The organism is Mucilaginibacter sp. P4_C11, from assembly GCF_056402115.1.
Genome location: NZ_JBFUIA010000017.1, coordinates 140,470 through 163,315, shown reverse-complemented (window position 1 = coordinate 163,315; position 22,846 = coordinate 140,470). Strand labels below are relative to the sequence as shown.

Annotated in this window: 20 protein-coding genes and 1 pseudogene; 12 read left to right on the top strand and 9 right to left on the bottom strand. The window is 43.5% G+C overall.

Translation table 11 applies throughout. The annotated features are described in order from the left end of the window. Positions 1–304: 304 nt before the first annotated feature. The 3 genes from AC1DU2_RS17255 to AC1DU2_RS17245 form a co-directional block, all read right to left on the bottom strand. The gene (locus AC1DU2_RS17255; RefSeq protein WP_477385475.1) at positions 305–1,036 is read right to left on the bottom strand and encodes a phosphodiester glycosidase family protein; all 732 of its coding nucleotides are present in this window, start codon (positions 1,034–1,036) and stop codon (positions 305–307) included. A 40-nt stretch (positions 1,037–1,076) separates the two neighbouring features. Continuing rightward, the gene (uvrA, locus tag AC1DU2_RS17250) at positions 1,077–3,923 is read right to left on the bottom strand and encodes an excinuclease ABC subunit UvrA (protein WP_477385473.1); all 2,847 of its coding nucleotides are present in this window, start codon (positions 3,921–3,923) and stop codon (positions 1,077–1,079) included. 431 nt (positions 3,924–4,354) lie between these two features. Then, positions 4,355–5,137: a lytic transglycosylase domain-containing protein gene (locus AC1DU2_RS17245; RefSeq protein ID WP_477385472.1), complete on the bottom strand. Its 783-nt coding sequence runs from the start codon at positions 5,135–5,137 to the stop codon at positions 4,355–4,357. 230 nt (positions 5,138–5,367) lie between these two features. Between AC1DU2_RS17245 and AC1DU2_RS17240 the strand changes: the two genes are divergently transcribed. Further along, the gene (locus AC1DU2_RS17240; protein ID WP_477385470.1) at positions 5,368–6,897 is read left to right on the top strand and encodes a pseudouridine synthase; all 1,530 of its coding nucleotides are present in this window, start codon (positions 5,368–5,370) and stop codon (positions 6,895–6,897) included. 81 nt (positions 6,898–6,978) lie between these two features. Next, positions 6,979–8,109: a lactonase family protein gene (locus tag AC1DU2_RS17235; RefSeq protein ID WP_477355003.1), complete on the top strand. Its 1,131-nt coding sequence runs from the start codon at positions 6,979–6,981 to the stop codon at positions 8,107–8,109. 150 nt (positions 8,110–8,259) lie between these two features. Here the strand turns inward: AC1DU2_RS17235 and AC1DU2_RS17230 are convergent, their stop codons facing one another. The 4 genes from AC1DU2_RS17230 to AC1DU2_RS17215 all read right to left on the bottom strand — a co-directional run bounded on the left by AC1DU2_RS17230 (position 8,260) and on the right by AC1DU2_RS17215 (position 10,290). Next, complete coding sequence (locus AC1DU2_RS17230) at positions 8,260–8,739, bottom strand: hypothetical protein (protein WP_477385468.1); 480 nt, start codon at positions 8,737–8,739, stop codon at positions 8,260–8,262. A gap of 46 nt (positions 8,740–8,785) precedes the next feature. Next, positions 8,786–8,956 carry a hypothetical protein gene (locus tag AC1DU2_RS17225; RefSeq protein ID WP_477385466.1) on the bottom strand — a complete coding sequence of 57 codons (171 nt, stop codon included), beginning with the start codon at positions 8,954–8,956 and terminating at the stop codon, positions 8,786–8,788. Positions 8,957–9,031: 75 nt separating this feature from the next. After that, positions 9,032–9,610: a non-canonical purine NTP diphosphatase gene (locus AC1DU2_RS17220; RefSeq protein ID WP_477385464.1), complete on the bottom strand. Its 579-nt coding sequence runs from the start codon at positions 9,608–9,610 to the stop codon at positions 9,032–9,034. Between the two features lie 83 nt (positions 9,611–9,693). Further along, entirely contained in the window at positions 9,694–10,290 is a 597-nt protein-coding gene (locus tag AC1DU2_RS17215; protein ID WP_477385462.1) for a hypothetical protein, read from the bottom strand. A gap of 273 nt (positions 10,291–10,563) precedes the next feature. Between AC1DU2_RS17215 and AC1DU2_RS17210 the strand changes: the two genes are divergently transcribed. From AC1DU2_RS17210 to AC1DU2_RS17175, 8 genes and pseudogenes are all read left to right on the top strand, one after another. Next, a complete protein-coding gene (locus tag AC1DU2_RS17210; protein ID WP_477355014.1) occupies positions 10,564–12,000 on the top strand; it encodes a peptidylprolyl isomerase in 1,437 nt (478 codons plus the stop codon). Positions 12,001–12,010: 10 nt separating this feature from the next. Beyond that, positions 12,011–12,973, top strand: coding sequence for an AAA family ATPase (locus AC1DU2_RS17205; protein WP_274211130.1), 963 nt, complete (start codon positions 12,011–12,013; stop codon positions 12,971–12,973). Between the two features lie 12 nt (positions 12,974–12,985). Then, entirely contained in the window at positions 12,986–14,302 is a 1,317-nt protein-coding gene (locus tag AC1DU2_RS17200; protein ID WP_477355020.1) for a leucine-rich repeat-containing protein kinase family protein, read from the top strand. Positions 14,303–14,621: 319 nt separating this feature from the next. Then, a complete protein-coding gene (msrA, locus tag AC1DU2_RS17195) occupies positions 14,622–15,251 on the top strand; it encodes a peptide-methionine (S)-S-oxide reductase MsrA (protein WP_477355023.1) in 630 nt (209 codons plus the stop codon). Continuing rightward, positions 15,248–15,769 (top strand): peptide-methionine (R)-S-oxide reductase MsrB, encoded by a 522-nt coding sequence (gene msrB, locus AC1DU2_RS17190; protein WP_477385459.1) that lies wholly within the window; start codon positions 15,248–15,250, stop codon positions 15,767–15,769. The genes msrA and msrB overlap by 4 nt, the downstream gene beginning before the upstream one ends. 97 nt (positions 15,770–15,866) lie before the next feature. Further along, a complete protein-coding gene (locus AC1DU2_RS17185; protein ID WP_477355030.1) occupies positions 15,867–16,442 on the top strand; it encodes a thiamine diphosphokinase in 576 nt (191 codons plus the stop codon). A gap of 182 nt (positions 16,443–16,624) precedes the next feature. Further along, on the top strand, positions 16,625–17,746 hold the full coding sequence (locus tag AC1DU2_RS17180; protein WP_477355033.1) for a DUF6515 family protein: 1,122 nt from the start codon (positions 16,625–16,627) through the stop codon (positions 17,744–17,746). 166 nt (positions 17,747–17,912) lie between these two features. Beyond that, positions 17,913–18,137: pseudogene (locus AC1DU2_RS17175) on the top strand (four-helix bundle copper-binding protein); the annotation flags it as partial. Positions 18,138–18,370: 233 nt separating this feature from the next. Here AC1DU2_RS17175 and AC1DU2_RS17170 read toward each other — a convergent pair. Further along, a complete protein-coding gene (locus tag AC1DU2_RS17170) occupies positions 18,371–20,884 on the bottom strand; it encodes a TonB-dependent receptor (RefSeq protein ID WP_477385457.1) in 2,514 nt (837 codons plus the stop codon). A gap of 79 nt (positions 20,885–20,963) precedes the next feature. Continuing rightward, complete coding sequence (locus tag AC1DU2_RS17165; RefSeq protein ID WP_477385455.1) at positions 20,964–21,329, bottom strand: hypothetical protein; 366 nt, start codon at positions 21,327–21,329, stop codon at positions 20,964–20,966. Positions 21,330–21,536: 207 nt separating this feature from the next. On the opposite strand from AC1DU2_RS17165, the gene AC1DU2_RS17160 reads away from it, so the two are divergent. Further along, positions 21,537–21,884 carry a hypothetical protein gene (locus tag AC1DU2_RS17160; RefSeq protein ID WP_477355045.1) on the top strand — a complete coding sequence of 116 codons (348 nt, stop codon included), beginning with the start codon at positions 21,537–21,539 and terminating at the stop codon, positions 21,882–21,884. Positions 21,885–22,101: 217 nt separating this feature from the next. Then, a complete protein-coding gene (locus AC1DU2_RS17155; protein WP_477355048.1) occupies positions 22,102–22,812 on the top strand; it encodes a peptidylprolyl isomerase in 711 nt (236 codons plus the stop codon). Positions 22,813–22,846 lie beyond the last annotated feature (34 nt).

The following is a 22,846-nucleotide window of genomic DNA, read 5'->3' as shown; positions in this document are numbered from 1 at the left end:
TCATTGACAACTCTAACCGGATGGGATTGCGGGATTAGCTCCTCCAGGGTTGGCGGAATAGCTAATATTTGCTGCTGATCATAGTGTTTGAAAACAGGTTGTCTGATTGCCATATCTCATATATCTATACTTTAAATATATGAAAATCAGATTGTTAAAACAAATAAAACCATAGATAACTAATTGATTTTATAGCAATAAACCATTAATAATAAAAAAGAGGCTGATCATGATTTATGATACAGCCTCGTGTTTGAAAACCTGACATTACCTTAATCTCCCGCTTTGGTCTGCCTGTAAAACATTATTTAGATTCGATTACCCCAACTATCACCCCAAAGTTCCCGTCCGTTTGCACCCAATTCTTTTCGGGTAAATAAGCCCGGGAAACAAAACCATCAAGATACAAGGCATTTTTACAGCCCATATTTTTAAAGTAAGCTGCAAAATCATAAAAGTTTACGGGCACTTTAGATATTACGAAAACAACTTCGCCGGTGGGTAAAATGCCAACGCCATTCCTGATATTCAGGTTTGTTGACTCTGCTTTAAATGATGGATGAATTTGACCGCCTATCACCAGCATCGGCCCTGATTGGGTGGCGTATTTGATATCACCACTATCTTTAAACAAGGCTGTGTTGCAAACGACCGCGGTATTGGTTATCGTAAGATAGAAAACGCCGTTAGGCTTCAGGTAAAAATTGCCATTACCAGATGACGTATCTAATGGCGATAATGTCTTTTTATTTTCGATGTACAGCCCTTGCGGCGATCCATCCTGTTTGTACATCCCCGCGTTCATGGCAAATACCAACTTACGCTTATTGCCTTCAAGCCAAAGCTTCAGGTTTTGGATACTTCCAAAATTCAAATTTCTATCGTCCTTCCAATAAAGTTTCAGTTCGTGTTTTTTGGGGGTTACCTGGTAGCTAAGAAAACGGTCTTCATCCTGATGTTTCCATGCAAAAGCCAGTACTGCCACCGCAACAAGCAGGACAAATACTGTGAATAGAAAGCCCCTGCTCTTTTTCATTTCAATCGGCATTAGTTTCTATCCACAATATATCGATATTTTATTTGATGCCCATTTCCTTTTTCAAAAACTGGCCGGTAAAGCTTTCTTTCACTTTACATAACCCTTCGGGTGTACCGCTAAAAAGAATTTTACCGCCACCAGAACCCCCTTCCGGGCCAAGGTCTATCACATGATCAACCACTTTAATTACATCCAGGTTATGCTCAATTACCAAAACCGTATTGCCTTTATCAACCAGTTGATAAAGCACGCCTAACAGCACGTTAATATCCTCAAAATGCAAACCGGTAGTAGGCTCATCTAAAATGTAAAAGGTATTACCTGTATCTTTTTTAGATAGCTCGGTAGCCAGTTTAACACGTTGCGCCTCGCCACCCGATAGTGTAGTTGATGCCTGTCCTAAAGTAATGTAACCCAAACCAACATCATTTAAGGTTTTTACCTTGCGGTATATAGATGGGATATGCTCGAAAAATGGCGTAGCATCTTCAATACTCATATCCAGCACATCGCTGATAGATTTGCCGCGGTAGCGCACCTCCAGCGTTTCGCGGTTATACCGGCGGCCACCACATTCTTCGCATGGCACTTGCACATCAGGTAAAAAGTTCATCTCGATAACTTTCATGCCAGCGCCCTGGCAGGTTTCGCAGCGGCCTCCTTTTACGTTGAATGAGAAACGGCCGGGCTTGTATCCCCTGATCCTTGACTCGGGCAGTGCAACATACAGGTTACGGATATCCGAAAACACGCCGGTATAAGTAGCCGGGTTTGATCGCGGTGTACGGCCGATGGGCGTTTGATCTATCTCGATCACTTTATCGATGTTCTCCAAACCCTCAATTTTTTCATATGGCAGCGGATGCTTTTTGGCCCTGAAAAAATGATGGTTTAATATAGGATATAACGTTTCGGTAATTAAGCTTGATTTACCGCTGCCGGATACCCCTGTAACCCCTATTAACTTACCCAACGGAAAATCAACAGAGACCTTTTTTAAATTATGGCCGGTTGCCTTTTTAAGGCTTAGTGTTTTTCCGTTGCCGTCCCTCCGTTTCTCGGGTATAGCGATAGAACGCTCGCCGTTGATATACGATGTAGTGAGCGTATGTTCTTTCATCAGCTGTGCAGGTGTTCCCTGCGCAACAATCTGCCCGCCGTGTACGCCGGCTGCCGGGCCCATGTCAATAACATGGTCGGCTTCCAGTATCATATCCTTATCATGCTCAACCACTAAAACGGTATTACCCAGGTCGCGGAGGTTTTTGAGGGCGTTTATCAGACGCTCATTATCGCGTTGGTGCAGGCCGATGCTCGGCTCATCTAAAATGTACATTACGTTCATCAACTGCGAGCCTATCTGCGTAGCCAAACGGATTCGCTGCGCCTCGCCGCCTGATAGGGTTTTGGCCGTACGATCAAGCGTTAAATAACTCAAGCCCACATCCAGCAGGAACACGATACGTGCGCGGATCTCTTTCAGTATCTCTTTGGCAATAACATTCTGGCGTTCGCTCAGCCTGTCTTCCAAACCGTTAAACCATTCCTGCAGGTGATTGATATCCATGCAGGCCAACTCAAATATATTTTTGTTATCTACCTTAAAATGCAGCGATTCTTTTTTCAGCCTTGCGCCATCACAAACCGGGCAGGTTTTAAGTACACGATAGTTTTCCATATCGTCCATACCCTCATCGTTTCGGCGCTCCTGCTGCTCTTCCAGCATACGCACAATACCATCAAAAGTGATGGTATAACTTTGAACATTCCATTTATTGTACTCAACAGAAACACTGATAGTATCTGGCGCTCCGTTAAGGATAATATCTAAATGATCGCGGCTTAACTTTTCTATCGGTGTAGTTAATGAAAACTCATACTTTTTAGCCAGCGCCTTCAGCACCTGGAAAATCCAGGTTTCCCGGTACTCCCCTATCGGGGCCAGGCCGCCATTCATGATAGTCAACTTAGGATTAGGGATAACCGATGCTTCATCAACCTCAAAAATATACCCCAAGCCATTACATTTTTCGCAGGCCCCGTAAGGAGAATTGAACGAGAATGTATTGGGCTGTGGTTCATCGTACGAGATACCCGAAACCGGATCCATCAAATACTTACTATAATAAGCTACGTTACCATCCTTATCACCCACGCGGATGATCCCTTTGGCAATTTTAAGCGCCGTTTGTACTGAGGTATATAACCGCTTACTGTCTTTTTCGGTTACCACGAGCCTGTCAACCACAATATCAATATCATGGATCTTGTATCTGTCTACCTGCATTTTTGGCTCCACATCGGCCATGGCGCCATCAATCCATACTTTAAGGTAGCCTTGTTTACGGATAGATTCAAAAAGCTCGCGGTAATGGCCTTTGCGGGCTTTTACAACGGGGGCCAGGATGTTCACTGGCTGACCGTCGAATTTTTCGGTAATGGTTTTCAGGATCTGATCCTCGCTCATGCGCTCCATTTTCTCGCCGGTTGTGTAAGAATAGGCATCCCCCGTACGGGCGAAAAGCAAACGCATAAAATCGTAAATCTCGGTAATGGTACCAACTGTTGATCGTGGATTTTTGCTGGTTGTTTTTTGCTCAATAGCAATAACCGGGCTTAAGCCCGACACTTTATCCACATCCGGCCGCTCCATACCGCCCATAAACTGGCGCGAGTAGGCCGAAAATGTTTCCATATATCGGCGCTGCCCCTCGGCATAAATGGTATCAAATGCTAATGATGATTTGCCGCTGCCACTTAAGCCGGTAATTACCACCAGCTGGTTGCGCGGAAAAGAAACATCAATATTTTTTAAATTATGTACCCTGGCCCCGTAAACTTCAACTTCGCTTTGTTCGCCCAGGTCGATGGTTTTTTCAATCATATGTATTTTTAAAAATAATACAGTTTAGCCGGTTAAAAAAGGCCGGCCAACTATACTAATATTTTTCGCAAATATATGTAAAAAGCTGATGCTTTATAAGATATGCAACGGCCCGAAACGTTATTTGACTTAAAAATAACAGCCCTAATGTAACCGCTGTTTTTTTAACTTGTTTTAATAGAGAGCTTAAGGCAGAAAGCCTAAAACAGAAGGCTCAATGATCAATTTACCATGATATTGAGCAAGTACATTGTTGAATAGCAAGACATAAAAAAAGCCGGCCTTCCATCCAGGAAGATCGGCTTTCAAGTGCTCCGTAAAATTTTAATTAGTGAATTAGTGAAAAGAAATAATTCAATAATTCAATAATTCAATAATTCAATAATTCAATAATTCAATAATTCAATAATTCAATAATTCAATAATTGATATCAATTAAAGGCTAACAGTTGTGTTGTAGGTGGGATAACAATGTAATCCTTATACCCAAACTTTTTAGGCTGTTCGATAATTGCTTTCATCGCAATAAGCTTGTAGATGTATGAACCGGTTTCGCGGTTCAGGCTCATGCGAAAATAATTATCCTCGTTTTGCTTATTAATGGCGCGTTCCATTTTAATGGAGCCATTGTTATAAGCTGCTGCAGCCAGCGTCCAGCTGTTAAACTCGGCGTATAGTTCTTTGATATACTTGCAGGCAGCGATCGTCGATTTGCGCACATTTTGACGCTCATCAACACCATGGCCAACCTTTAAGCCATAGGTACGCGCAGTGCCTGCCATAAACTGCCATAAGCCAGATGCCCCTTTTGATGAAGTGCCGCTTTTAAGGCCCGATTCAACCAACGGGATGTATTTAAAATCATCCGGAATACCGTAAAACTTTAAAATTGGCTCAATAATAGGGAACAGCACTTCGGCCTTGCGGTGCAGCAAGGTTGACTGAACACTTTTAAAAGAATGTTGGCTAAGCGATTTGTTGAGTTTTTTGGTAACCCTGGCATCGTTAACAGGTAAAGCTTCGTCGGCAAAATTATAGGCAGCCGTAGTGCTTTTAATAAAAATAAATTTCGAGGTCCGATGGCTTAATTTGGCCGGTTTTGCAACCGTTTCGGCAATTGTTGTGCCGTAGATATTAAGCTTTGAAATGAGGGCCAGCACCAGGATTACGGAGCACGTAAGTAAGTGTTTTTTAATCATTTCTTTTTTTATCATTAACTATACATTAGGTAAAATGTGCTGCAAAGGTATGTCATACAAATCACATAATCAAATACTTAGGATTTTGCCAACTTTTTTAGCATGGGTTTTCGGTTCAAAAACCGTGTTTAAAACCGTTTAAACCGTGATTTTGTTTGCCGACATTTTTTTATTTTTTTTGATTAAACTGTGCCAAAAAAGCGTAACTTTGACCCTCACGCTGCGAAAGCGCTAAACAAAAAAATATGGTATTTAAGAGACCAACAGGTAGTCGCGATGACAGGCCAGGAAAATCAACTGGCAGAAGCTCAAGAGGCGACGACAAGCCAAAAAGACCGGCAACCGCAAAAGGTAAAGCCACTCCGGACGGAGAAAAGAAAAAATTATCCAGACCGGATAAACCATTCCAAAGCAACAGGTTCAGTGACGATAAGCCCAAAAGCAATTTTAGGGACAGCGCATCATCTGGCGACAAAAAATCGTCGGGCAGGTCAAAGCCATATTCCGGCAGACCATCTGCAGGTGACGACAAGCCTAAAAGCAACTTTAGAGACGGTGCATCATCTGGCGATAAAAAAAGCTTTTCGCCGCGCAGCAAGCCATACTCCGGCAGGCCAACAGGCGGCGATTTTGAAGACAGGCCAAAAAGAAGCTTCGGTGCAGGCTCATCAGCAAGCGGCGAAAGAAAACCCTACTCCGGCCGTCCAACTTCGGGTGAAGGTGAAGAAAGACCCAAAAGAAACTTTGGCGGCAGCAGTGCCGGCGAAAAGAAACCATACTCTTCTCCACGCACCCGTACATCCAATACCGATTTTGGCGATAAGCCCAAAAGAAGTTTTGGCGCAGGCACAGAAAGATCAACAGATAAAAAATTTGGAGAAAGACCCGAAGGCGGATTTAAGAAACGCGAAGGTAGTTTTTCAAAAGATAAACCGGCTTACAATGCCGACAAGCCCCACCGTAAGCCTACTTACGATAAAATAACAAAAGATACCAGCGCGCCCGAAAGGACGATGCGTGGCCGTAAAAAACCAGCCGAAACCAAAACTAAGGACGATGGCCTTATCCGCCTTAACCGTTATATATCAAATGCAGGCATCTGTTCTCGCCGTAAGGCCGATGAACTGATCATTGCCGGTGTGGTATCGGTAAATGGCGTAGTGGTTGATGAACTGGGTGCCAAAATTGATCCCCGTAAGGATGAGATCAAATATAACGGCGAAACCCTGCGCCGCGAAAAAATGGTTTATGTATTATTAAATAAACCAAAGGATTACATTACTACTACCGAAGACCCACAAGAACGCCGTACTGTAATGCACCTGGTTGAAAAAGCAACCAAAGAGCGCATTTATCCAATTGGCCGTTTAGACAGGAACACCACCGGGTTATTATTAATGACCAACGATGGCGACCTTGCCGATAAATTATCGCACCCACGCAGCAACATCAGCAAACTATACCAGGTTGAATTAAGTAAAGCTTTATCACAAGGCGATCTGAACAAGATAACTTATGGTATTGAGCTGGAAGATGGTTTAATTAAACCCGATTCGGTATCGTACGTTGCTGGTGCATCAAAAAGAGAAGTGGGCATCCAGATTCACAGTGGTAAAAACCGTGTAGTACGCCGTATTTTTGAAAGCCTTGGTTATGAAGTTGTGAAGCTTGATAGGGTGGTTTACGCCAACCTCACCAAAAAAGACCTTCCCCGCGGTCGTTACCGCCATTTGGAAGAAAGCGAGATCATCCAGCTTAAACACCTGATAAAATAATTATAAAACGCCCCGTTAAACATCGGGGCGTTTTTTTTGTCTATTTTGTTAACTTGCGCTCCATAATCAATTTGTACCCACATGAAAAAAGTTCTTTTGATCATAGCGATGCTATCGCCTTTGTTTAATTACGCCCAGGATAAAAAGCCAATTCCAAAATCATTTGACCTGGTTGTAGGTACGTATACAACAGGTACCAGTAAGGGGATTATGGTTTACCGCTTTTATACCCAGAGCGGCAAACTGGCTTATTTAAGCCAGATAGATGGCGTTACCAACCCATCGTACCTTACTATCAGCAAAAACAATAAATTTATTTACGCCGTAAACGAAGTTACTAAAGGCGAGGTAAGCGCATTTTCATTTGATGCCAAAACCGGCAAAATAGATTTCATCAACAAACAATCGTCTTTAGGTGCCGACCCATGCTATATTGCCGTAGACAAAGCACAAAAAAATGTGTTTGTAGCCAACTATTCAAGCGGCCAGGTTGCTGTACTGCCGGTTAATAAGGACGGTTCATTAGGCAATGGCATTGAAACTGTACGCAACGAAGAAGGCAAAGGCCCTAACAAGGAACGTCAGGAGGGCCCGCATGCGCACATGAGCATTTTATCGCCCGATGAAAAATACCTGTTTTATAATGATTTGGGTACCGACAGGATAAACATCTATCGTTATCGCGCGGGTAAGGCATCACCATTAACCGATCCTACTTTTGTAAGTGTTACTCCCGGCGAAGGTCCGCGCCACCTGGAATATTCTTTGGATAAAAAGCATGTTTACCTGGCAACCGAAATGGGATCGAATGTATTTGTGTTTGATTACGATAATGGCAAGTTTAAACAGAAACAGGTGATAACGTTACTACCTGACGGCTTTACAGGGAAAACAGCTGCCGCAGCTATCCACTTATCGCCAGATGGCCGTTTTCTGTATGTGTCAAACCGTTTAGAGACCAACGAAATTATTTGTTACGCGGTTAACCAGGAAACTGGCGGACTTACGTTTGTATCGCGCCAATCAACCTATGGTAAAAACCCGCGCGATTTTGCCATCGACCCATCGGGTAACTACCTGGTGGTTGCCAACCAGGGCAGTGACAGCATGTTTGTATTTAAAATAGACCAAAATACAGGTAAGCTAACCCAAACAGGCATTAAGATAGAAATTGGCAATCCGGTTTGTTTGAAATTTACAGCAGCGGAATAGTTTTGAGGTGAAAGGATAAGGGCGAAAGGTAAAAGGCGAAAGGAGCCCATTGGTAAAAACAAAAAAGGGTAAGCACGACTACAAATTGTGCTTACCCTTTTCTCTTGATGTAAAAGGAAAACCTTTTACCTTTCTCCTTTACCCTTTCGCCTAATTTTTAGTGAATGAATAAATAATATATCCGGTACTACCACCTACATCAACAGGCGATTTAAGTACCATAGTGTTGCCATCGTTGCTGGCAATATCTAAACGATAGCCTTCGGCTACGTTTTTAGGTTTATCTCCCTGGTAAATTTTCTTAAACTGGAATTGGGTCCCAGTTGTACCGCCGTTATAAACCGACCAGAAAATAGTTTGAGCTGTGCCATTGCTTAATGTGTAAATGCCATTGCCGCTATTGGTTAATTTCCAGGTGCTGCCAACAAATGCTTCGGGGGCTGCCTGGTCAAACACATTTTGAACGGCGCCTTGCACAAGGCCCTGGTAACTTACATTATTCAATGTCCAGGTGCCGGTGAATTTACCGCGGGATACGTTAGTTGTAGTTGCATTTTGCGGAGTTGAACAGGCCGCAAATAAAAAGATAAGGGATAGTATTGCTACCGGGGTTTTTAATAAGTTTTTCATGACAGAAGTTATTTAATGCATAGTAAGCACAAACCCTGCCAAAAACTTAACTGTATTTAACCACTTCTGATTTTAATTCCCTTTCAAGTTCGAATAACCGACGGTTAATAGATGCTACAACCAGGTCGGCTTCTTTAACGTTTTTAAGGCTTTTGGCAAAACGATGGTCGGTATCCTTTGAAAATAACGAGCTGCTGATTTTATTAATAAGATTCATAGGTATATTCCTTATAGCACTATTTTACGCATAGTGTTCCATTAAGGTTACGAAAATTAACTGAGATTGTTCTTTTTAAGCATTGCTTAAAAAAGCAATGAGTTTTTCCATGGCTTTTGCCCGGTGGCTTATCTGGTTTTTTTCGTCCATGGTCATTTCGGCAAACGTTATAGCATAACCAAGGGGTTCAAATATTGGGTCGTATCCAAAGCCGTCTGTTCCGCTTGGTGTCGTGCGGATAGTTCCTTCAACTGTTCCTTCAAAAAAACATTCTTCGCCGTTCCATATTAATGATATCACGGTACGAAACCGCGCTTTACGGTTAGTTTCGTCCTTTAATTTATCCAGTACCTGTTTAATATTGGCGGCATGGTTACCGTGCTCGCCGGCGTACCTGGCCGAATAAACGCCCGGTTCGCCATTCAGGGCATCTATTTCAAGGCCGCTATCATCGCCAAAACAATTCAGTTTATACCTATTATATATGTATTGGCTTTTAATTGAAGCATTTGCTTTAAAAGTAGTGCCGGTTTCTTCAATATCATCATAGCAGCCAATATCGTTAAGGGTAAGCAGTTTAATTTTACCCTGAAGTTTTGCTTCTACTTCTTCGAGCTTGTGGCGATTATTTGTGGCGAATACTAATTCCGTCATATTGAATCTATTTGAAAATTTGAGGGTTTGAAAATTTGAAGATGATATTTTTATCAGGATGTCCCCATTTTCAAATCCTCAAATTATAGTGTTTTCATTTGTTCCCAAAAAGCTTTCTTGTGTTCTACGTTATCCATCATTTCGCCGAATGCAAAACTGTATAAGCCTGTAATATCTCCTAAAGCCTTGGGGGCATTTAACGCCAGGGTTGCGATGCCTTGTGGCATTGCATTTTTACCCAGCACCAACAGCCTGGTGGGTTTAAAAAAACTAGCCAGTTCATTATATTGTACGCCGGCATGCCGGGCAATGTTTAAAATGGCAACATCGTCTATACTTAAATCCTTCCGCTTAATAATATTGGTAAGTGCGGCCAAGTGGGCGTCGTCAATAAATTCCATTTCGGGATAGTATACCAGTACCAAAAAGCGTTTTAAGTTTTTACCTAAATAATTAAAACTTACTTCAGGCGTTTTAACTTCTAGTGCGGGAGGTTGGGCCGTTGGTTCCGGTTGTTTGGTAATTGGCGGGGGCGAGACAACTACGGTTACAGCGGGCGTAATATTTTCAATTTCGGGCTGGGCTATTGCAAGGTTTTCGTACATCGCCTTATCTGCTTTGAGCAAATAAAGCTCATCCTGTAAAATAAAGCGCAGGGCAACCGGGTTTTCAACTTTCACTTTAACAAATTTTAACCAAAAGTAGTTAAACCGTTTGACGCATTATAACCATATTAGCACAATTATAGCATGTACTTAGTCTGAAGCCCGAAGTACTAAGTTTTAAGTCAAAAAAAGACGCGTTTCGACCTCTGACTTTAAACTGACGACTACCGGCTTAATACTCTGTTTTTTATTCAATTTAATTGTGCAGCTATAATTAATAAATTTTACCGAAATTTGAAGTTTTAACGGAATTGTTATTTCCGTTTTATTTAGTACATAAAGCATTACATGAGAAAGTTAGGGTTATTAGTTTTAGGGTTTATCTCCATAATATCAGTTGCAAAGGCACAAGTTACTTTAGACGCCACAGCAGCCAAACCAGATACCAACACTGCCAGAACACCAGGAAAAACATTAGATAAAATTGCCGCAATTGTTGGTAACAGCCCTATTTTATTGTCGGATATTGAACTATCATACGCCCGTTACCTGGTTGAGGGTATGCAGCCAAATCCGTCTGTAAAATGCCAGATACTGCAATCGTTATTAACACAAAAACTATTGGCACAACAGGCGATTATTGATAGTATTGATGTAAAGGATGATGACATTGACGCCAGTGTTGACCGCCGTATGCGCGAAATGATGCAGCGTGCAGGTGGTCAGGACAAACTGGAAGCCTTTTTAGGCCGGTCGATAATTCAATATAAGGACGAGATTCGCCCGGACATGAAAGAGCAGATGATTGCTCAAAGAATGCAGCAAAAAATAACTGAAAAGCTAAATGTTACCCCGCAGGATGTTAAAGATTATTTTAACAAAATGCCTAAGGATAGCTTGCCTTCATTCAATAAAGAGGTTGAGGTTGGCGAAATTGTTTTTCAGCCCAAACTAAGTAAAGAAGAAAAACAGCTATATAAAGAAAAAGCCGAAGAACTGCTTGCCCGCGTAAAAAAGGGCGAGGACTTTGGAACTTTAGCACGTTTGTACTCACAAGATCCGCAATCGGCAGTTGAAGGTGGCGATCTTGGCTTTGCCGATCGTACCACATTTGTAAAAGAATTTACAGCCAATGCCTTTAAGCTTAAAGCCGGGGAGATTTCGCCTGTATTTGAAACAGACTTTGGTTTTCACTTTTTACAGGTTATTGAGCGCCGTGGCGAGCAGGTACACGTAAGGCATATCCTGATAGCGCCGGCTACAACCCAGGCCAGTTTGGATAGGGCCAAGGCAAAAGCCGATAGTATTTATACGCTTATGATTGCGCATAAAAAAGACCTTGATTTTTCTGCCGCCGCGAATTTTTACTCAGACGATAAAGAAACCAAATTTAACGGAGGTATGATGCTGAACGCCGAAAACGTACAAACCCGTACAACCTTTATCCCTACCGATAAGCTTGACCCTAAAGTTGCCCTGGTTGTTGATACCATGAAAGTTGGCAGCATATCTAAACCCGATGTATTCACCGGTGCCGATGGTAAAAAGAGTTATAAAATACTATTCCTTAAATCGGCAACCGATGCCCACAAGGCCAACCTGGCGCAGGATTTTCCTAAGCTGAAAGATTTTGCTTACCAGGATAAAAACACAAGGGTAGTAAACCAATGGTTTGATAAACGCCGTAAACAAACGTTCATCAAAATTGACCCTGAATACCAAACTTGCGACATATTAAAGAAGTGGTTAACACCGCCCGTAACAACAACTGCCCAAGCTAAATAATATACAACCTATGCCACACCGCTCTGATGTTGAAGCCGCAGATGCTTTAAAGCTGGCCTACCAGCAAATACGTGCCGAAATTGGCAAAGTAATAATCGGGCAGGATGAGGTTGTTAAGTTTGTGCTGATATCTATTTTCAGCAACGGCCATTGTTTACTGGTAGGCGTACCCGGTTTGGCCAAAACACTATTGGTGCAAACCGTATCGCAGGTATTAGACCTCGATTTTAAACGCATCCAATTTACACCCGATTTGATGCCATCTGACATCATAGGGTCTGAAATTTTAGGCGAGGACCGTAATTTTAAATTTATACCCGGCCCTGTTTTCAGCAACATTATCCTGGCCGATGAGATAAACCGTACCCCGCCAAAAACGCAGGCCGCCTTATTAGAGGCTATGCAGGAAAAAGCGGTTACGGCCGCCGGGATTACCCATAAACTGGCCCAGCCGTTTTTTGTGTTAGCCACCCAAAACCCTATTGAACAAGAAGGTACCTACCCCCTGCCCGAAGCACAACTGGACAGGTTTATGTTCAACGTAACTTTAAACTACCCCTCGTTTCAAGAGGAATTGCAGGTTGTTAAAAACACCACCAGCACCTTAAAGGCTGATGTTAAAAAAATACTGAACGCAGAGCAAATCATTTATTTTCAGCAACTGGTACGCAACATTCCGGTTACCGATAATGTGATGGAATATGCGGTAAAGCTGGTATCAAAAACACGCCCTAATACCCAGTTTGCCACGCCGCAGGTAAACCGGTTATTAACATGGGGGGCCGGCCCGCGGGCATCACAATTTTTGATACTCGGAGCAAAATGCCATGCTGTTATCAACGGAAAATATTCGCCCGATATTGAGGACGTACAAGCCGTTGCCAAACCCATTTTAACCCACCGTATTGTACGTAGTTACCACGCCGAAGCGGAGGGTTTATCTGCCGCCAATATCATTGAGGGGCTGTTTTAAGGAAACCCTGTCATGCAAACTTTAGTACAATTACAAAACGGCGAACTAAAAGGCGCTACTTCGCTTACGCTTGCCGAGGGACTCTCACATTTCCCGGAAGAAATATTTGAACTGGCAGATACTTTAGAAAGGCTTGACCTATCCTATAACAACCTCAGCGCACTACCTACAGACTTTGGCAGACTGAAAAAGCTGAAAATCTTTTTTTGTTCAGAAAATCCGTTTACCGTTTTACCCGAAGTTCTGGCCGACTGTCCATTGCTTGATATTGCTGGCTTTAAAGCAAACCAAATTGCTACTGTTCCTTCAAAATCGCTTAATCCCAACCTGCGCTGGCTAATACTTACCAACAACAGGATTGCGGATTTACCCGCCACGATTGGCAACTGCAAAAAGATGCAAAAACTGATGCTTGCCGGTAACCAATTGACCACGTTACCGCAGGAGCTTAGCAATTGCAGCAACCTGGAGCTGCTGCGAATTTCAGCCAATAGGCTAAGCGAATTGCCGCTGTGGCTGTTACATATGCCCAGGCTTTCCTGGCTGGCATTTTCGGGAAACCCTTTTTGCGCAATCCCTTCGGCACAATCACTTGATCTTATCCATTGGGACGACCTGGATTTGAATGAGCACCTTGGCGAGGGTGCGTCAGGTGTTATACACAAAGCCACCTGGCGCAATGTGACAGAAACGCCGGAAGTAGCCATAAAAATATTTAAAGGCGCTGTTACGAGCGATGGTTCGCCAGAGGATGAAATGAATACTTGTGTTGCCGCCGGTGCTCACCCCGGGTTGGTACAGCTCATCGGGCAAATAACAGCACATCCCGAAGATAAAAAAGGCCTTGTAATGGGCTTAATTCCCCCCTCTTTTTATAACCTTGGCCTACCCCCCAGCTTACAAAGCTGCACCCGGGATGTTTTTAAAGAAGGCCTGTCGCTCACAACCCTACAAATAGTCAAAATTGCCGCTACAATTGCATCCGTTGCGCTCCAGCTACATGACAGGGGCATAATGCACAGCGATATGTACGCCCATAACACCCTGGTTGATGATGATGCAAACACCCTGTTTGGCGATTTTGGAGCTGCTTGTTTTTATAACAAAAACAACAGCGACTTAGCCCCAGCACTTGAACGGCTTGAGGTAAGGGCTTTTGGTTGTTTACTGGACGACTTACTTAATTTGAGCAGCGAACAAAGCAACGATACCCAGGCAAAACTCGGCATTATCAGGGATGCATGTATGGTGCAGGATGTTTTATTGAGGCCGGATTTTCGCTATTTAAATGACGAGTTGCTAAAGTTACAATTGACCAATCCGCGATAATTATGGATCCTGGATTAAAATTATGCACTCCTTCATAAGTAGACCAGGAAGTGCATTTACTAAAAATAGTGGTTGCAAATGAATTGCCTTCTCTTACATAATAAATAAGGGCGTATCAATTGAAATCTGATAAATTAAGGTGTCATTATTTCGTTATTGTAAATTTGTATATGCATCTGGCTTTGCTAACAAATTATCACCTTTGAGTAAAAATCTGTAAGGATATCCCCGAAATCCCGACTACATGGTTACCAAACATCTGTTTTTTACGTTAGTAACATTAGCAGCAAAAACAAAAGCTGCACCGATCGATTAAAACATGAAAAAAATAACATTTCAAGTACTGCTATTCATCATTACCGGGGCATCTGCGTTTGCCAAACCGGTCATCAATCCCAATAATTCAAACGCTCCAAAACTTGATACCGCCACTTTTGCCACCGGTTGTTTCTGGTGTACCGAGGCCAAGTTTCAGCAGATTGAGGGGGTTGTAAAAGTTGTATCCGGGTTTGCTGGCGGCCACGTAGCCAACCCCAGCTATAAACTGGTTTGCACCGGCACAACCGGCCATGCCGAAACCTGTAACATCATTTATGATCCGGCTAAAGTAACTTATGATGCATTGTTAGCCGCGTTTTTTGTAGCACATGACCCAACACAGCTTAACCGGCAGGGTAATGATGTAGGTACACAATACCGGTCGGCTATATTTTATCACAATGCGGCCCAAAAGCAAAAGGCCGAGTATTATATCAATAAGCTGAATGCCGAAAAGGTTTATCCCAATAAAATAGTTACCCAGGTAAATCCCTATACGGTATTTTACAAAGCCGAAGATTATCATCAAAACTATTTTAACCAAAATGGCGAACAGCCTTATTGCAAATATGTGATACAGCCCGAGCTGGAAAAATTCAGGAGTGTATTTAAAGGAAAATTAAAAAAATGAGATTAGCATTAATAGTATTAGCCATTTTAACCGGCACAGCATGTGGCGCTAACGCCCAGCATCTAAAATCAAACAAAGGACACGAGAATAACCCCTATTACTCCAATACCGATACCAAACATTTAGCAGTAAGCGATGCGGAGTGGAAAAAGATCCTGTCGCCTGCGTTATATGCCACGGCGCGTGAACAGGCTACAGAGAGGCCCTTTACGGGTCAATACTGGGACAAAAACGCCAGGGGTACTTACTATTGCGCCGTTTGCGGTAATGAGCTTTTCCGGTCGGATGCCAAGTTTGCCAGTAATTGTGGCTGGCCCAGTTTTTACCAGGCCGTGCGTAAAAACAGCGTAATTTATAAAGAAGACAATTCCGTAGGTATGCAGCGTACCGAAGTGATTTGCGCCCGTTGCGATTCGCACCTGGGCCATATTTTTGATGACGGGCCACCGCCTACCGGCAAACGCTTTTGCATGAACTCGATATCGCTGGATTTCCAACCCGATAACCTGGTCAAATAACCTTTTTAACCGGCCCGAAATGTTAAATCAAATAATTTAACATTTCGGGCCGGTTTCTTTTCATCCAATATTCATTTATTCGCCTTAACTTTATCAAATGTCGTCGCATCATATCGTTCGCGAGAAACAGGAGCCTGCTTTACTTGTATTGGGGATAGATAATTTTGAGGAGGAACTGCTGGGCCAATTATTGGAATGGAGTCCGACGGTGATAACAACACCCGACACCGCCGAAAAGCTGAACAGTTTTGGCATTAAAATAGATTGGATTATTACCGATGATGACGGAGCGGCTACGGCCCAGTCTGATGTAAAGTTGATTGCTGCCGGAAACAACAATATAACACAGGCAGCGCTAAAGTTCCTTACGGTTAATAATTATCCCGCGGTTAATGTGATAGCCGACGACCTGGAACTGAACGATTTTTTGCCTTATGCCGATAAAATCAACCTGGTTATTTTTAATGCCCGGCAAAAAATTTATCCGGTAACGTCGGGATTCAGCAAGTGGAAACCAGCAGGCGAGCAAATTGAATTATTGTCGAAAACAAAAGCGCTTAGATATAATGGCTTGAAGGACAATGGCGAAAACTACTATCAAACTATTGCAGATGGGTTTTTCAGCCTACAATTTGAAGAGCCATTTTTAGTGATTGCCGAGGCTTTAAATTAGTAAGCACAAAGCAATAAAAAGGCGATTTTGAGGTTGTTGTGTAGGTAATTTTTTTATTGGTGCGTTTTTTGCATTGTTATATAAAATAATATTAAACATCAATTAAACCGTTTAAACATTTTTTAGTCTATATATTTATACAAGGCAGAGAAATCTGCCGAACAGTTAAAAATCTTTCAATCATGAAAAGGACATATAAAAATTTATTTTCATTCGCTTTAGTTGGCTTGTTAAGCTTGTCTTTAGCATTTACTGCCAACGCCCAACGTGGTGGCGGCGGTGGCGGCGGCCAAAGATCATCCGGCGGTGGTGGCGGAGGCGGCGGTTCCCGTTCATCCGGCGGTGGTGGCGGTAGCAGCGTTAGCGTTTCACGTCCTTCTGGTGGTGGTGGTAGCATAGGAGTTGCGCGCCCATCGTATAATGGCGGTGGTGGCAATCAGGGCGTTTCTGTAGCACAGCCTTCACGTGGCTTTAGCGGAAACGGCAGTGTTAACCGTGGCAGCCAGGCAATTGCACCGCAACGCGGCAACTATGGTTACGGCAACAGATCAAATAACGTGGCCATTGCTCCTCAACGCAGCAGCGTTAACGGCGCAGGTCAACGTGTATACAGCGGCACACGCAGCTATAACAGCCTTGACAGGCGCGCCTACAATGGCGGCCGTGGTAATTACTATGGCGGCGGTGCCGGTTATGGCCAAAGAGTTTACACAGGTGGATATCGTTACGGCGGCCGCGGTGGTTATTTTGGCAGCCATGTTTATTACCCATACCACAACTACTATAATTCATATTATTATCCACGTATCGGCTTTAGCATAGGCTTCCTGCCTTACGGATACTATCCGTTCTGGTATGGCGATTACCAGTACTATTATAGCGATGGTTTATACTACCGTCAATATAATGATCAGTATACTGTAGTTGAGCCTCCTGTTGGCGCCGAGGTTAAAAACCTGCCGTCAGATGCAAAATCTATCATGATTAACGGCGAGCAATATTATGAATCAAACGGCGTGTACTATCAGCCTTACACAAAAGATGACGGCACCCAGGTTTATGTGATTGCCGGTAAAGACGGTGAGTTAAATACCGATAATGGTGGCAACGGCGATGTACAGCAAGGCCCGCAAATTGGCGATATTGTAACACAGTTGCCAGATGACTGCCGCAAGATCAAGATTAATGGCGAAAAGTTGTTTGTTTCTCCCGATGGTTTTTACTACCAGGAAAGCAAAAACAACAATGGCGATACCATTTACAAAATTGTTGGCACTCCATCTGACGAGCCAGATCAACAATAATAAAAATTCAAACCCTATAAAAACAGGCTGCTTCGGTAACGAGGGAGCCTGTTTTGTTTTAGGGCTCATCGGCTAAGCTTTGCGTGGCTTTTCCGGGGCATTTTAAATGCTTCAAAACATTTACCAACTATAGGGATTGTTATTAAGGACCATAACAAATACCGATATGGAAAATCATGATCACAGCGCAATTATTCAACGGTTGTTGAATTGCGTGGCAGCATGCGAAAACTGTGCAACAGCGCGTTTAAGTGAAGACGATGTGCAAATGATGGCAGATTGAATCCGGCTCGACCGTGACTGTGCCGATATTTGCGCCCGGGGTGCGCGCCTATTACAGCGGGACTTGTTAATAGCTCATCAGTACCTGGTGCTATGCGAAGAGATTTGCCGCCGTTGCGCAGCCGAATGTGGTAAACATAAACACGATCATTGTAAACGATGTGCCCAGCCTGCCTGGTTTGTGCCGAAGCTTGTCATGAACACCATCAGCCGGTTACGCAGGATTAAGCTTGCTGCTGCCACGAGGCCTGCAGCAGGCTTAATCAATAAAGGCGAACTACCTCGGGTTTACCCGCATAGTTCGCCTTTGTTTTATAAATGCCTTACGGGTTTAAAACTACCTTACGATTTCTTCCCAGTATTAAACCCAAACGGAACAACCACTTTAAAGCTGATGTTACGTCCCATATTAAAAATACCCGGGCGGACGCCTGCCGGTACGGTTGGATTATCAAAATACTTTAGCCTGCTCATGTTTGATTGATAATTAACATTGGCCAGGTTGGTGCCCTCAATAAATAATTTAATTACTGGTTGGCCCGCTTTGTTCACAATATTGCCACCAAAACCGGCGCTTAGCAAGTTGTAACCAGGCGTATAGGTTTCTGTTCCATAAGCCGAAAAGAAACGGTTTTGGGCACTATAGTGGTCGAAACCAACAAATACATATAGATTCTTGAAATCGCCAAAACCGCCGTTGAAGGTGCCGCGCAGTTCAGTGTGGGTATGCAGCGGCGGGATAAATGGCAGGTATTTCAAACTATCAGCAACGGAGCCTCCATTGCCTTTGTTTTCGCCATAAGTCAGGCTCATGGCATTTTCAAAGTGAAGCCACGAAATAGGGTGCAAATCTACATTTACCTCGCCGCCATAAATACGGGCCTTGCTTTGTACATAGGTAAAAGTAGTATAACCCTGGGTATAAACCGGGCTGCCATCCGGGTTTAATAGCTGTTGCTGGTAAATGTAATTGGAGATATCGTTATTAAACAATTCAATACTGGCCGTTACATTGGGCAGTGTTAAAAAGGTGCCTATATCTTCCTGTAAGCTAAACTCCGGTTTAAAGTTTTTATCGCCGATATGGTAAATCTGTGAGCCCGGATCTGGTCCGTTGGCCGATATTTCCGCAATACTTGGTGCCCGGAAACCACGTGAAATATTAGCCTTTACCAAAAACGCATCAGACACATTGTAAGTAGCGCCAAAACTGCCCGAAAAACCCCGGAACGTTTTGCTAAAAGCGTCAAACTGTGTAGTTACATTTGGCGTGGATGTTGGATTTGCACCGGTATATAACTGCGGAAAACCATTTGCCCCCAAAGTATCCACATAAGCGGCGCTGCTGCTGAATGCCCGGTTATCAAACCTTGCTCCTGCCGACAGATCAAGCTTGCCGTAGCTTTTCTTTACTACAAAGAAAGGCCCTATATCAAACTGGTGATATGCAGGGATAGGAAAATCGGTGGCATCGCCGATGGTATTGTTTTGATATTGCCCGTTGATGCCCAACGTAGTTTCATAATCGTTACCCAGGTTAAAGTTGTATTTAACATCATAGGTATAAGTAGTTAAATGCAGGTTAAGCCCGGCAATATCACCGGCCTCGGGGTGGGTATACTCGCGCCTGTGGCTGTATTGGTAGCCCAGGTTTACAATCAGGTTACCATCGCCCAGCCTAAAGTTGCTGTTGTTGTAAATGCGATAAAGCTGCACATGCTGGTGCAGGGTAGGAATTGCATAACTGTTTAGCACAGATTGGGGAACAATAGGCCGGAAGGCATCATCCTCGGTTATCTGGCGGGTAAACTGGCGGGTTAATGAATCGCGGCTGCCGTCGGGGATGGATTGCTCGTCGTCAAATACCGAGGCGTTCAGGTACGATGTACCCCATGATTTATTTAAACCCACCATTACACGGGCGTCCTTTTCTTTATAGTTGGTACCATAAACCCGGCCATCATGCTGATTTTGGTAATTTTTGCCCTCTTTGGCCGATACAACAGTTCCCCACACCAAGCCGTTTTGATTGCCCTGCAAGCGGAACGACCCGTTCAACAAACCCTGATTGGTACCATAAATTCCCTGTACCGAACCTGCAATAGTGCCTTCTGGAACGGGTGGCGGCGAAATCAAATTCACCACCCCGCCAATGGCATCCGAGCCATAAGTTAAACTGGCCGGGCCTTTTATTACCTCCACCCGGTCAACCGAGTTTTGGTCAACCTCAATTCCGTGTTCATCTCCCCATTGCTGGCCTTCCTGGCGTATGCCGTCCATCAGCGTAATTACCCGGTTATAGCCCAGGCCATGAATAAAGGGTTTGGATACGTTTGGCCCCGTTGTAACGGCACTTACACCTGGCAGTGTGGCTATCTGGTCAATAATATTGCCCGATGCCGCACGCTGCTCTAAATAAGCCTTGCCAACAGCCAGCATAGGCACTGGGCTGCGCTTTATTTCGGTAGCCTTGCTCACGCCGGTGATAACAACCTCGCCGGCCTCAACAGATGATGTTTGCATTTTTACATCATACACCTTGGTTTTCGAAAAATCAACGCGTTGGTTAATGGTGAGGTAACCAATATAGCTTACCTGCACAAGGTAAATACCTTTTGGGATATTGTTAAACGTATACTTACCGTCGGCATCGGTAACGGCCCCTTTACGTAAATCGGGGATGGTAATAGTGGCGCCAATAATGGGTTTGCCATCGGCCTTATCGGTAATAGTGCCGGATAATGTTCCTATGACATCTTCGGGGGGCGGGCTCTTAAGAACAAGTGAAGCAATATGCGCCTGCGCGCCAAAACCTACAAATAATAATATATAGAAGCTAATCAGCTTTAATTTCATAACAAGAATGGGGTGTAAATCAATAAATACCGCTTATAAAACGGCGTTCTTAATAAAAAATGATAACAGGGTGGAATTGTTACGAAAGCCCCGGCGGAGCACGACCGGCAGCCAGTACCAGCGAAAAACTTACAAAATCATAGTTGCAGGCCTTAAAAACATGCATCACCGCTGTTTGGTGCGTTGCATATAAAGCATTGTCAATTACCGCGCAATTGTGGTGCATAGCATCACACATATCGCATTTTTCTTTAACCGTTTGTTGTGGATGGGTATTGGATATAGATACCGATTTTGAAAAACCCTTTAATACATGGTGCTGGTGTGTATAAACCATGTACTGCCCTGCAATAAAGCAAACCAGTAACAACCACGAGTAAATAATATTTACCTTGTTTTTCTTCACGTCAACACCCTTTTTGCAGGATAAAGCAAAAGTAAGCATTTAAACGGGCAATTTAATGCAACATTGTAACAATATCGTTAGTTCACTGGTTCATTGGTCTATGGTTGACTAATTGCCTAAAATTAAGTCATACGATTATCAGAAAAGACAAATAAACCGGCGCATCAACGCAATTCAGCCAGAAGAGACCAATGAACAAATGAACCAGTGAACCAATGAACGAAAAATGAACGTACCTTTGCCAATATGAAACCGGCAGAAATTAATATTAAGTGGAGTGCGTTGCAAAACCGTATTGCCGAAGATTTTGATAACGAGAAACCCGATATAAAAGTACTATTGTTTTTAATTGGCGTTCAGGAACTTGGCCAGGGGCCGCGCAAATTCAGCAAACGCCAAAAAGAAGAACTGATGCATATTGCCAACTGCAAACTCATGAGCATGATGGGTTTTTACGAGCTGGAAGGCCTTGACCAGGATGGCTGGCCACACTGGAAACTTGTTAAAGTTATTCCTAATTATACCATGCTGGAGCAGGAAATGCTCATAAAATCATTAATCATCACTTATTTTGAAGAGCTTGGGGTGATATAGGGTGGTGAATGGTTGATTTGGAGAGCGAGATTATTATTCTGAAAATTCCTAAATTCGACGAACGGCGCAGCCCTTTTGAACACATTTGAAAACAAACACCAAGTGAAAAATTCTGGCTTTTCAGATATTCTGCTAATTCTTAAATTCGGAAAACTGCGTAGCACTCTTGAGCGCCACCAAAAAACAACATGCAAAAAATTCTGATTTCAGACGATATATGAAAAAAATCCTTACCCTAACTTTACTCTTATTCATCACTGCCATTGCCTTTGCAAAGCCTCCCAAAAACCAGTACGTGCGCATCAGCACCACCTACGGGAGCGTGATTATCCGACTGTATAACGAGACCCCTTTGCACCGCGATAATTTTATCAAACTGGCCAAAAAAGGTTTTTACAATGGCATATTGTTTCACCGGGTGATACAGAATTTTATGATCCAGGGCGGCGACCCCGATTCGAAAGACCCGGCCAAAGCCAAACCCGGTGCCGAATTGGGCAATGGCGATGTTGGCTACACTATCCCGGCCGAATTCAGGGACAGCCTGTTTCACAAACGCGGGGTACTGGCCGCCGCCCGCGATGACAACCCCAAGAAAGCATCAAGCGGTTGCCAGTTTTATATTGTGGAAGGCAAACGCCTTAGCGATGCCAAAATGGATTCGCTGGAAAACGGACGGCTAAAAGGTTATAAAATACCTGCCTGGCAGCGCGAATATTATAAAACAGTTGGCGGTACAGCCCAGCTTGATCATAGTTATACCGTTTACGGCGAGGTTGTAAGCGGTTTTGATATGGTTGACCATATTGCCGCGGTAAAAAAAGATGAAAGGGACCGCCCGCTTACCGATATCCCAATGAAAGTAGATGTACTAAGTAAAAAAGAGTGTAAACAACTGGATAAACTGCTGAGCCCCCCGGCCCCCTGAAGGGGGAGTGATTAAATAGTATCTTACAATATTT